General features: G+C 45.5%; 12 protein-coding genes, 1 tRNA gene and 1 pseudogene. 5 read left to right on the forward strand and 9 right to left on the reverse strand.

Features of this window, described 5'->3' with window-relative positions; all coding sequences use genetic code 11:
• The 7 genes and pseudogenes from AC5EF3_RS15785 to secE form a co-directional block, all read right to left on the reverse strand.
• Positions 1 to 1388 (reverse strand): annotated as a pseudogene (locus AC5EF3_RS15785) (DNA-directed RNA polymerase subunit beta); the annotation flags it as partial.
• A gap of 169 nt (positions 1389 to 1557) precedes the next feature.
• Positions 1558 to 1935, reverse strand: coding sequence for a 50S ribosomal protein L7/L12 (gene rplL / locus AC5EF3_RS15790; protein ID WP_015827924.1), 378 nt, complete (start codon positions 1933 to 1935; stop codon positions 1558 to 1560).
• Positions 1936 to 1998: 63 nt separating this feature from the next.
• Positions 1999 to 2514 (reverse strand): 50S ribosomal protein L10, encoded by a 516-nt coding sequence (rplJ, locus tag AC5EF3_RS15795; RefSeq protein WP_015827925.1) that lies wholly within the window; start codon positions 2512 to 2514, stop codon positions 1999 to 2001.
• A gap of 332 nt (positions 2515 to 2846) precedes the next feature.
• Positions 2847 to 3551: a 50S ribosomal protein L1 gene (gene rplA, locus AC5EF3_RS15800; protein ID WP_015827926.1), complete on the reverse strand. Its 705-nt coding sequence runs from the start codon at positions 3549 to 3551 to the stop codon at positions 2847 to 2849.
• A 4-nt stretch (positions 3552 to 3555) separates the two neighbouring features.
• Positions 3556 to 3984, reverse strand: a complete 429-nt coding sequence (gene rplK, locus AC5EF3_RS15805; protein WP_015827927.1) for a 50S ribosomal protein L11 — start codon at positions 3982 to 3984, stop codon at positions 3556 to 3558.
• Positions 3985 to 4111: 127 nt separating this feature from the next.
• A complete protein-coding gene (nusG, locus tag AC5EF3_RS15810; RefSeq protein ID WP_015827928.1) occupies positions 4112 to 4654 on the reverse strand; it encodes a transcription termination/antitermination protein NusG in 543 nt (180 codons plus the stop codon).
• Positions 4655 to 4660: 6 nt separating this feature from the next.
• Positions 4661 to 4864 carry a preprotein translocase subunit SecE gene (gene secE / locus AC5EF3_RS15815; protein ID WP_015827929.1) on the reverse strand — a complete coding sequence of 68 codons (204 nt, stop codon included), beginning with the start codon at positions 4862 to 4864 and terminating at the stop codon, positions 4661 to 4663.
• A 330-nt stretch (positions 4865 to 5194) separates the two neighbouring features.
• On the opposite strand from secE, the gene AC5EF3_RS15820 reads away from it, so the two are divergent.
• From AC5EF3_RS15820 to AC5EF3_RS15835, 4 genes are read left to right on the forward strand one after another with little or no spacing between them, the layout of a single operon-like run.
• Positions 5195 to 6631, forward strand: a complete 1437-nt coding sequence (locus AC5EF3_RS15820; RefSeq protein ID WP_015827930.1) for a circularly permuted type 2 ATP-grasp protein — start codon at positions 5195 to 5197, stop codon at positions 6629 to 6631.
• A 3-nt stretch (positions 6632 to 6634) separates the two neighbouring features.
• Positions 6635 to 7588: an alpha-E domain-containing protein gene (locus tag AC5EF3_RS15825; protein ID WP_493548728.1), complete on the forward strand. Its 954-nt coding sequence runs from the start codon at positions 6635 to 6637 to the stop codon at positions 7586 to 7588.
• A gap of 14 nt (positions 7589 to 7602) precedes the next feature.
• Positions 7603 to 8400 carry a transglutaminase family protein gene (locus AC5EF3_RS15830; RefSeq protein WP_015827932.1) on the forward strand — a complete coding sequence of 266 codons (798 nt, stop codon included), beginning with the start codon at positions 7603 to 7605 and terminating at the stop codon, positions 8398 to 8400.
• Between the two features lie 42 nt (positions 8401 to 8442).
• On the forward strand, positions 8443 to 9174 hold the full coding sequence (locus tag AC5EF3_RS15835) for a proteasome-type protease (protein ID WP_493548729.1): 732 nt from the start codon (positions 8443 to 8445) through the stop codon (positions 9172 to 9174).
• A 10-nt stretch (positions 9175 to 9184) separates the two neighbouring features.
• Here AC5EF3_RS15835 and AC5EF3_RS15840 read toward each other — a convergent pair whose 3' ends face one another.
• On the reverse strand, positions 9185 to 9790 hold the full coding sequence (locus AC5EF3_RS15840) for a DUF6151 family protein (RefSeq protein ID WP_493548730.1): 606 nt from the start codon (positions 9788 to 9790) through the stop codon (positions 9185 to 9187).
• Between the two features lie 189 nt (positions 9791 to 9979).
• Here AC5EF3_RS15840 and AC5EF3_RS15845 point away from each other — a divergent pair, with 189 nt between their 5' ends.
• Positions 9980 to 10915: an NAD(P)H-dependent flavin oxidoreductase gene (locus AC5EF3_RS15845; protein ID WP_493548731.1), complete on the forward strand. Its 936-nt coding sequence runs from the start codon at positions 9980 to 9982 to the stop codon at positions 10913 to 10915.
• A gap of 69 nt (positions 10916 to 10984) precedes the next feature.
• Here the strand turns inward: AC5EF3_RS15845 and AC5EF3_RS15850 are convergent.
• A tRNA-Trp gene (locus AC5EF3_RS15850) sits at positions 10985 to 11060 on the reverse strand.
• Positions 11061 to 11085: the final 25 nt, after the last annotated feature.

Below are 11085 nucleotides of genomic sequence, written 5' to 3' on the forward strand. Positions count from 1 at the left end.
CGGTTTCCAAGGTTATCGATATCATCGACCTCCCCTTTACCCTCCTTCAGCCCCAACACAGTCGACATCACACCAAGGATATCATCCTCGCGCAATGTACGCTCAGTGTCTGGCGCTTCTTCCAATGTAAAGCCAAGGCGCATGTTCATTTTCACACGACCAACAGCCGATAAATCATAGCGTTCGCTGTCGAAGAACAATTGGTTAAACAATGCTTCAGACGCTTCAAGTGTTGGTGGCTCACCTGGACGCATCACACGGTAGATATCAGACAATGCTTCAGTACGGTTTGACGCTTTGTCTACCTTCAACGTGTTACGAAGCCATGGGCCACGCGCAGCTTCACTATCAGTATCGAGGACAGTAATCATGTCCACACCAGCATCGCGAAGCTCTGCAATACTTTCTTCCGTTAGCTCATCACCAGCTTCAACGAAGATCTCACCTGTTTCCATGTTGACGATATCTTCACCAACAAATTTACCTTCAAGGAAAGTAGATGGAACAAGCACTTCTTCAACACCAGCTTCGCCGGCGCGCTTGGCTTTAATCGGAGAAATTTTCTTCCCACCGTTAAAGACAACCTTACCATCAGCAGCATTAAGAATATCAAATTCCACACGAACGCTTTTCCAGCGATCAGGAGAGAATGATGTGATCCAACCAGCTTTATCAATGCGATAGCCTACTTTGGAATAGAATGTATCCAAAATACGCTCATGGTCGTAACCAAGCGCCTGAAGCAATGCCGTTGCAGGCAGCTTACGCTTACGGTCGATACGCACATGCATGATATCTTTTGCATCGAATTCAAAATCGAGCCATGAACCACGGTATGGAATAATACGTGCAGCAAACAACAACTTACCAGAAGCGTGCGTTTTACCTTTATCGTGATCAAAGAACACACCTGGAGAACGGTGCATCTGAGACACGATAACGCGCTCAGTACCATTCACGATGAATGTACCTTTTTCCGTCATCAACGGAATATCACCAAGATAAACGTCTTGCTCTTTAATATCTTTAATAGAGCGAGCGCCGGTTTCTTCGTCTGTTTCAAAAACGATCAGACGCAATTTGACCTTCAGAGGAGCAGCATAATTCAAGTCACGCTGCATACACTCCTGTGTATCAAACTTAGGCGGCTCAAACTCATAAGACACATATTCAAGGGTCGCACGATCAGAAAAATCTTTGATCGGGAACACGGACCTGAACACAGCGTCTAGGCCTTCGCCTTCACGCTCAGATGATGATACGTGCATTTGCAAGAAATGCTCATAAGATGAACGCTGAATCTCGATCAGGTTCGGCATTTGGATTGATTCTGGGATATTCCCGAAGGATTTCCGAATACGCTTTTTCGCCGTAAACGACAGAGCCATGTTTGGGCCTCTTCTTAAGGGTAGCTACATCGCGCCAATCAAGGGAACGTAGGAACCTCGCCACATCCGGTGCGCAAAAGCGACGACCCAATTGGGACGCCGCCTTAAAGTTTTAAGGCTATTCGACCACCTTTACGCGGGGTGACCGAATCGCCTGCATTCGTAAAGCTTACTTAAGCTCGACTTCAGCACCAGCTTCTTCAAGTTTTTTCTTGATTTCTTCAGCTTCTGCTTTGTCAACGCCTTCTTTAACTGCCTTAGGAGCAGCTTCAACAAGCTCTTTCGCTTCTTTCAGGCCAAGACCTGAAACGATTTCACGAACAGCTTTAATAACGTTGATTTTCTTAGCGCCAGCAGCTTTCAACACGACGTCGAATTCTGTTTTCTCTTCAGCAGCAGCAGCGGCTTCACCACCACCAGCAGCAGCAACAGCAACAGGAGCAGCAGCAGACACGCCCCACTTTTCTTCAAGAAGAGTAGCTAGTTCAGCAGCTTCCATAACAGACAATGCTGACAAGTCTTCTACGATTTGTTCTAATTTGGACATTGGGTTTCTTCCTAATACTTCTATAGTCTTTAAACTTGAACTGAGTGTTTAGAGATGTTGTTCTTAAGCAGCGTCTTTTGTGCTGTACGCCGAAATGACGCGAGCCAATTGACCAGCTGGTGCCTGAAGTACGCCAGCAACTTTCGTTGCAGGAGCCTGAATAACACCAATGATCTTGCCACGCAGCTGATCCAGAGAAGGCATTTTGGCAAGAGCCTCAACCTTAGCTTTATCAAGCACGTCATTTTCCATAATCCCACCAACGAGAACGAGCTTTTCGTTATCTTTGGAATAGGCTGCACAAACCTTAGCGGCTGATACAGGGTCTGGTGCATAAGCAATAGCAACTGGACCAGTAAACATACCAGCCAGTTCATCACCACCACGACCATCAAGAGCAATCTTAGCAAGACGGTTCTTAATAACTTTTAGACTTGCACCTTCAGCAGCGAGCTTCGTGCGCAGGTCAGACATCTCCGCCACAGTCAGTCCGGAATAATGGGTTACGATTACCGCACCCGCCTCACCAAAAATACCTTTCAGCATCTCTAGCGCTTTAATTTTTCCAGCTCTATCCATAGCGGCCTCCAATTTAGGTAACCGAACCATCCGGTCACCCCAGGATAGCACACGAACATCTGCCATATCGCACTCGCACAACCCACAAGGAGCTGAATGAGGTACGACTAACTTATGTTAGTGTACCCCCGTCCCAGGGCGATATAGAAACCCAGATCACAATCAGATTTTACAACCCAATCGCGAACCTTATCCTTACACCCCGTCTCATACGGGCCAAATGATTATGTGGACAATTCAGAAGAACTGCCCCCACCCGCAATCTCGGACGAGAAAGGCGACAGTACGATGTTAACCACCGAGCTGTCGCCGAATTGATCTCTTATGCACACTTACGCGTCAGATGCAAGTGCTTCCTGAGTATCAATTTCAACACCAGGCCCCATTGTGGAGCTCAGTGTAATCTTTTTAACGTATGTTCCTTTCGCACCAGAAGGACGAGCCTTCTGCAAAGCAAGGATCAAAGTACGTGCATTTTCTTCAATTGCGTCTTGAGAAAAAGAAGCTTTCCCAACACCAACATGAACAATACCAGTTTTCTCAGCACGGAACTCAACAGCACCACCTTTTGCATCAGCAACAGCTTTAGCAACGTTTGGTGTTACAGTTCCGACCTTAGGGTTTGGCATAAGACCACGCGGACCAAGAACCTTACCTAGACGACCAACAATAGCCATCATATCAGGTGTCGCAATCACGCGATCAAAGTCCATCTTACCTTCTTGAATTTCTTCCATAAGGTCTTCAGCACCCACGATGTCTGCACCTGCTTCACGTGCTTCATCAGCTTTTGCATCACGCGCAAAAACAGCAACACGCACTGTACGACCAGTACCATGCGGAAGTGACACCACACCACGAACCATCTGATCCGCATATTTAGGGTCAACACCAAGATTTACAGCAATTTCTACTGTTTCATCAAACTTAGCAGTTGCGTTTGATTTTACCAATTCCGCAGCAGCAGCAAGCGTATACGCTTTACCAACTTCTACTGCAGAACGCGCTGCAGCAATACGTTTTCCAACTTTAGCCATAATACTACTCCGTCACCGTCAAGCCCATCGCACGGGCAGACCCAGCGATAATCTTAGCACCTTGATCAGCATCAGCTGTGTTCAAATCTTGCAATTTAGCTTCAGCGATTTCACGGCATTGAGCCATTGTCACAGAACCAGCAACAGCACGCCCAGGCTCAGTACCACCTTTAGAAAGACCAGCAGCCTTTTTAAGGTAATAACTTGCCGGCGGTGTCTTTGTCGCAAACGTGAAAGACTTATCTTGATAGTAATCAATCACCACAGGAATAGGCATACCCTTTTCCATTTCCTGTGTTTTAGCGTTAAACGCCTTACAGAATTCCATGATGTTGATACCGCGCTGACCCAATGCAGGACCAACAGGTGGAGACGGGTTGGCAGAGCCAGCCGGAATTTGCAGCTTAAGCTGCCCAAGTAATTTCTTCGCCATGATTTCCCTTTCAAAACGCGAAGCGTGCGCACAGAATAAATTCCATACGCACCGGGAATGACGTGGTGCGGCGGCACTATGGACTTACAGCCCGCCTCCCACATCGTTAATTAGCCAGCCCAAAAGCCTATAGCTTTTCAACCTGACCAAATTCTAGATCGACCGGTGTTTCACGGCCAAAGATGGATACAGTTACTTTCAGACGAGCTGCTTCAAGATCAACATCTTCAACAGCACCCTCAAAGGAAGCAAATGGACCATCTGTAACTTTAACTTTTTCACCAACTTCATAAATGACATTTGGTATTTCTGGACGCTCAGCAGCCTCAGAAGCTTGCCCCATAATCCGGTCAACCTCAGACTGAGGAACCGGCAAAGGCTTTTTACCGCCATCAGCACCCAAGAACCCTGTCACTTTTGGTGTTTCTTTTACCAAGTGATAAGCAGCATCCGTTAGCTGCATTTTCACCAGAACATATCCAGGAAAATAGCGACGCTCTGTCGTCTTCTTTTTACCACGCACCACAGACACAACTTCTTCTGTCGGCACTTCAATTTCTTCAAAAAGGTGCTCAAGCTCTTGCATTGCCGCTTGCTCGCGAATGGAAGCAGCAACTTTTTTCTCAAAATTTGAGTATGCGTGAACGATATACCATCTGGCTTTGGCCATGGGGTTTTAGATCCCTGTAATTAGCTTAACAACGGCCGAGACGACCCAATCCGTTAGCAAAAAGAAAATTGATGCAAATACAACCATGATCAAAACCATGATTGTTGCCGCTACAGTTTCCTGTCGCGATGTCCAAGTTACTTTTCGTCCTTCAGCACGCACCTGACCGAAAAAGGTAAAAGGGTTCGTGCGCTTCTTGGTCTCAGCCATGAGCTATCCGTGTCTTCCCGATTTTAAGGGATGGGTTAAGGGAGGCCTTGTAGTCGAACACAGGCCTCACGTCCATACCTATCTAAAAAAACTATAATCTTGGGTTTCTAATTGACTTAGGTCATCGTAAGTTTCAAGCCCAAATAGTCAGAAACTTCCACAAGCTACCCTCGCCAATATTCATATCCTTCTGCAGAAATTGCTCAACAATTATCCACTCAATTAAGTCAGATGCTGCATCTTGGTCGTATTTTCTTAAATTTGCAGTTTTTTTCTATAAAATACAAATGTTAGACTGGCATATCTTCAATTTTCGTATTGAATAAAGTAATGGAATTTACAAACACCGATTCTAAATATTTCGACGAGATGTTCGGCTATGCCGACCAAACCCGTGCGCCGTATGAAAAATACTATGAATGGCTAAGAGGCAAAGACCCCTCTGAGTTAAAAAAGAAATCACGTGATGCCGAAAATTTCTTTCGACGCACGGGGATTACTTTCAATGTTTATAGTCAGGCAGAAGCCGATGAGCGCCTCATCCCCTTTGATCTCGTGCCGCGAATCATCTCCGCACAAGAATGGTCAAAACTCTCAGAAGGCATTGAACAACGCGTCCGTGCGATAAATGCCTTCCTGCATGATATATATCATCGCCAAGAAATTGTTCGGGCAGGCAAAATCCCTGAAGAAATGATTTCTAACAATGTTGCCTTTCTTCCTGAAATGATTGGTGTAACACCTCCTGGCGGCGTTTACACACACATTACTGGAACTGACATTGTTCGAACCGGCGAAAACGAATTCTACGTTCTGGAAGATAATGCACGCACACCTTCAGGTGTCTCATACATGCTCGAAAATCGCGAAACCATGTTGCAGATGTTTCCTGAGCTGTTTTCCAAAATTAAAGTTCAACCCGTTTCAGATTACCCGCGAGACCTGCGTCATTCATTATCACGCTGCCGCCCAACAAAATGTGATCAACGTCCTGTCATCGCAGTGTTAACGCCCGGCATTCACAATTCAGCCTATTTTGAGCACGCATTTCTTGCAGATCAAATGGGCGCAGAGCTTGTCGAAGGCAATGATCTACGCGTCGAGAATGGCCGCGTCGCAATGCGCACAACTCGTGGCTACAAACCTATTGATGTCATCTACCGCCGCATAGATGATGATTTCCTTGACCCAATGAATTTCAATCCAGATTCATTATTAGGAGTCCCCGGAATACTTGATGTTTACCGCTCTGGGGGCATTACTATCGCAAACGCGCCGGGAACAGGAATTGCCGATGATAAAGCAATTTACTCATACATCCCTGAAATTGTTAAATTTTACACGGGCGAAGAAGCCATATTAAAAAACGTCCCAACATGGAGATGTTCAGACGCGGATTCTCTTGCCTATGTATTAGATAATCTTGCAGACCTCGTCGTCAAAGAGGTTCATGGATCAGGCGGTTACGGCATGCTTATCGGCCCGACATCGTCGAAAAAAGAAATCGCCGCATTTGAAGCTAAATTGCGTGCAAACCCTGAAGTGTATATCGCCCAGCCAACATTGTCGCTTTCTACAACACCGATTTTCACCAAATCAGGCTTAGCCCCGCGCCATGTTGATTTGCGTCCATTTGCGCTAATGTCACCTGACAATATCAAAATCACGCCAGGTGGATTGACTCGTGTTGCAATGAAATCAGGTTCACTTGTCGTAAACTCCAGTCAGGGCGGTGGCACAAAAGATACTTGGGTATTGAAGGAATAGAGCATGCTAGGGAAAACAGCTGGCGGCCTATTTTGGATGTTCCGCTATCTCGAAAGAGCCGAAAACATAGCCCGCTTATTCGACACTGGGTATCGCATATCTGTGACCCGTTCAGCGTCAAGTTCGGATGAATGGTCTCACATAATCACAGCCGTGGGGAGTTCAGAAGAATACCTACAACGCTATGACGAGTATGAATATTCAAAAGTCGTCAATTTTTTACTCTGCGATAAAACTCACGGCTCAAGTGTGATCAGCTCGATCATCGCGGCTCGTCAGAATGCACGTCTTGTTAGAACAGCTCTCACCCGAGAAGTCTGGGAAGCTGTGAACGAAACTTGGCTCACGCTCAAAACTGTTCTTTCAAAACCCGTAAAAGAATCTGACCTGTCAGACGTTTTAGCACTAATTCGCCAACAAACGTCTCATGTTCGCGGTGCATTGCACGGCACCATGCTTCGCAATGATATTTATAATTTCACGCGTTTGGGCACTTTTATAGAAAGAGCGGACAACACAGCCCGTATTCTCGATGTGAAATATTATGTCCTCCTCCCCTCTATATCTTATGTCGGCTCCTCTTTGGACAATGTTCAATGGGAAGCGATATTAAGATCAGTCTCTGGAGAACGCGCATTTCGTTGGATTCATGAAAATGAAGAGGTCGAGACCTCTATGCCGACATCCATCGTGAAATTCTTAGTTCTAGATGGACGCATGCCAAGATCTCTCAATCACAGCACTGAAAAGGTCAAACGTAATCTACGTTATTTATCAAATGCGTATGATACTACGTCTGAAAGCCTAGAGCTGGCCAAAGCACTTCACACCTTCACCCAGGACCAAACAGTCTCGTCAATATTCGACCTTGGACTGCATGAATTCCTGAAAACTTTCATCCAAAAAGCCGGAGCCTTGGGCACCCAAATCGAAAAAGATTTCCGCTTTTATGATTAACTAAAGATATTTCTATGCGCCTAAGCATTTCTCATGAAACACGCTATCAATATGATGCTCCAGTATCATACGCTCTTCAACAGCTGCGCTTAACGCCTAAATCAAGCGCGGGACAAACCGTCCTTGACTGGAAGATAGAAATTGTTGGTGGAAACCTACAATGCTCATTTACCGACCATCACAATAATAAAGTTGATCTCATCCGCTTTGCACCAGATGTGACGGAAATTATTGTGCGATGCAAAGGTGAGATAGAAACAGCAGATCGTGCAGGTGTGATTGGTCCTCATGGTGGATATGCACCGCTTTGGTTGTTTAGACGTCATACCCGTCTGACAAAACCAGGCCCTGAAATAAAAAAGCTAGCGAAATTGCTAGATGCTTCTGAAAACTCAATTGCACAATTGCACACACTCAATGATGCTATTCTAGCGGCAGTAAACTACACTAAAGACGAGACAAACTCTGCAACAACAGCAGAAGAGGCCCTCACTAAAGGCAAAGGTGTGTGCCAAGATCACGCTCATATTTTTATATCGGCGGCTCGTGAAGCAGGCTATCCAGCCCGCTATGTTTCCGGCTTCCTTATGACGGATGATATCAAACTTCAAAATGCTGGACACGCATGGGCTGAAGCCTATGTCGACAATATCGGATGGATTGGATTTGATCCCCCAAACGAACAATGCCCCGACGAAAGATATGTCAGAGTTGCAACAGGCCGAGATTCGCGTGAAGCTTCACCAATTTCCGGTCTTGTGCAGGGCGATGTAGAAGAAAAGCTTGTCGTAAGCCTCCAAGTGCAACAATAAGGACGCTGAACTGATTCTGCGCATTTATAAGGAGCGGGAGTTATGACTTATTGTGTTGGAATGCTCTTAAACAAAGGGCTTATTTTCATGTCAGACACACGCACAAATGCGGGTGTCGACAACATCTCGACTTTCAAAAAAATGTTCACATGGTCAAATCCTGGTGAACGAGTCATCACGATAATGACTGCAGGAAACCTTGCGACGACTCAAGCACTTGTATCTGTATTAGATGAGCGCACCAAAGCCCCCAAAGACAGAAAGCCTTCCATACTTCAAGCGCCTTCTATGTTTCAAGTTGCCAATATAATTGGCGACACGCTGCGGGAAATCATCAGAGACCAGAAAGATGATGGCCAACAAGCATCATCCACTTTCAATGCGACCATTATTATCGGCGGCCAGATAAAAGGTTCTGAACCAAGGTTATTTCTGGTTTACCCTGAAGGTAATTTCATCGAAGCCAGCAAAGAAACGCCGTTTTTCCCGATCGGAGAAACAAAATACGGCAAGCCTATTATTTTGCGCGCTTATGATCCAGATATGTCTTTCGAGCAAGCGACCAAATTACTCATGGTTTCGTTTGACTCCACGATCAAAGCCAATCTCTCTGTAGACCTCCCTATCGATCTACAATGCTATGAAGCTAACAGCTTCAACGTCACGCATGAAAAGAGAATCTATAAAGATGATGACTATTATCTCAGCATATCATCAGGCTGGGGCGACGCTTTAAAAGCGGCATTTGAAGAGTTAGAAGATTTCAAATTTTAGCACCAACAACTTAGATCGAATCCAATTGCTCATAAAGAGCCGCCCTTTCTTCTTTTGATAGAATGCGCGGCTCTACAATCGGATCGCCAGTGGAAGAATCAAAAAACGGATTTTGCTTGTAAGATCCAGTCAGCTTTGCTTTCATCACACCGGACAGGACTTTAAAAATAGTTCTTTTTACGCCCACTTGCTTAATAGGGCCGTTTATAGCTGTTTGAGTATTTACATTAAAGACACATGGCCCAAGCAGCTTATCTCGCTCCTCTCCCATTGCTGGGTGCGTAATTCCAGTGTGGATCACCCCCACAAATGCGAATTTGTGATCACGCAATGTGTTGGCTATTGGCGTATTACAACAACTAGAACGCCACCGCATAAGTCCATTTTTTGACAAACGTATACATTGAAGTTTTTCGATACCCTGCTCAAAGCTCACCAAAGCAGGTATTGTTTGGCACACCTGTGTTCCTCCATGCTCATCAAGAACTTTATTGGCATCACCAAGAAAAGCTGCTGCCTGACAATCCCTGCAATAACATTTGGCGCGATTTACTGTCTTGGGTGATACGTTCGCTACATGCCCGACAATTTCTCCACATTCACATCCAATTTTCATTTGATTCTCCCCGTTTCTCTATTTGGTATTGGCGCTTCCAAATCTATGCCCGTCAACGCTTGAAGAATTATCTACAGGAAACAAGCTACCAAAAAAATGCGCTCCCCCTGACGCGGCGACACGGTTGTCAGCGGAAAATTGAAGCGTAAGCTTGCTCAAAATTCAAATATTGCAAAACAGGACGCTTTAATGTCACTGACTTCCTCATTAAAAGATCGCTTGCAGCTTCCTGCTATAGCGTCTCCAATGTTCATCATCTCGAACCCTGATCTTGTTATCGCACAGTGCAAGGCAGGTATTGTTGGTGCATTTCCATCCCTCAATGCGCGCCAACCGGGACAATTTGAAGAATGGCTACAGCGTTTAAATAAGGAAATTGGGCCAGAAGATGCGCCCTATGCTGTAAATCTCATCCTTCATCGCTCAAATGTTAGATTGGAAGAAGATCTTGCACTCTGCGTAAAATATAAAGTGCCGATGATCATCACATCCTTAGGTGCCAGAACAGATGTAAATGATGCTATTCACAGCTATGGCGGTATTGTTCTTCACGATGTAATCAATCAAAAGTTTGCCCACAAAGCGATCGAAAAAGGCGCAGATGGTTTAATCCTTGTCGCCGCTGGTGCTGGTGGCCATGCTGGGACACAATCTCCATTCGCATTAGTGCGTGAAACACGCGAATGGTTTGATGGTCCTATCGCTCTGTCAGGCTCGATTGGTCACGGAGCCTCCATTGCTGGCGCAATCGCAATGGGAGCAGATTTTGCTTATATGGGATCGATATTCATTGCCACTGATGAAGCCAATGCAGTCGCAGGATACAAACAAATGATCGCGACCTGTTCAGCAGAAGATATACTCTATTCCAACATTTTTACCGGTGTACATGGCAATTATCTTAAACCTTCCATCGTCAATGCTGGCCTAGACCCCGACAAATTGGCTGGGCAAGAAGCTGAAAAAATGGATTTCGCCGCCATGGGTAGTGATGCAAAAGCATGGAAAGATATCTGGGGCTGTGGCCAAGGCATTGGGACAATTAAAGATGTTCAACCCGCCTCCCAACTTATTGAGAGACTTAAATCAGAATACAAAACAGCATTGGCTAGATTAAACCAATAACAAGTTTCAATTATCTCCCAAAGCAAAAGCCCGCTCCCTAAACAAAGGAAGCGGGCTTTTTGTTTCCAATGGCAGGGGCAGAAGGACTCGAACCCTCGACCGTCGGTTTTGGAGACCGAAGCTCTACCAACTGAGCTATACCCCTGCATATTCTTGTTATGTTCAGACAG

It is taken from the genome of Hirschia sp. (assembly GCF_058892565.1).

Bases quoted from the DNA above. Each gene is read 5' to 3' on its own strand.
- nusG (WP_015827928.1), bottom strand. From the start codon at position 4,654: ATGGCCAAAGCCAGATGGTATATCGTTCACGCATACTCAAATTTTGAG.
- AC5EF3_RS15825 (WP_493548728.1), top strand. From the start codon at position 6,635: ATGCTAGGGAAAACAGCTGGCGGCCTATTTTGGATGTTCCGCTATCTC.
- AC5EF3_RS15835 (WP_493548729.1), top strand. From the start codon at position 8,443: ATGACTTATTGTGTTGGAATGCTCTTAAACAAAGGGCTTATTTTCATG.
- AC5EF3_RS15820 (WP_015827930.1), top strand. From the start codon at position 5,195: ATGGAATTTACAAACACCGATTCTAAATATTTCGACGAGATGTTCGGC.
- AC5EF3_RS15845 (WP_493548731.1), top strand. From the start codon at position 9,980: ATGTCACTGACTTCCTCATTAAAAGATCGCTTGCAGCTTCCTGCTATA.
- rplK (WP_015827927.1), bottom strand. From the start codon at position 3,984: ATGGCGAAGAAATTACTTGGGCAGCTTAAGCTGCAAATTCCGGCTGGC.
- AC5EF3_RS15840 (WP_493548730.1), bottom strand. From the start codon at position 9,790: ATGAAAATTGGATGTGAATGTGGAGAAATTGTCGGGCATGTAGCGAAC.
- rplA (WP_015827926.1), bottom strand. From the start codon at position 3,551: ATGGCTAAAGTTGGAAAACGTATTGCTGCAGCGCGTTCTGCAGTAGAA.
- AC5EF3_RS15830 (WP_015827932.1), top strand. From the start codon at position 7,603: ATGCGCCTAAGCATTTCTCATGAAACACGCTATCAATATGATGCTCCA.
- rplJ (WP_015827925.1), bottom strand. From the start codon at position 2,514: ATGGATAGAGCTGGAAAAATTAAAGCGCTAGAGATGCTGAAAGGTATT.
- secE (WP_015827929.1), bottom strand. From the start codon at position 4,864: ATGGCTGAGACCAAGAAGCGCACGAACCCTTTTACCTTTTTCGGTCAG.
- rplL (WP_015827924.1), bottom strand. From the start codon at position 1,935: ATGTCCAAATTAGAACAAATCGTAGAAGACTTGTCAGCATTGTCTGTT.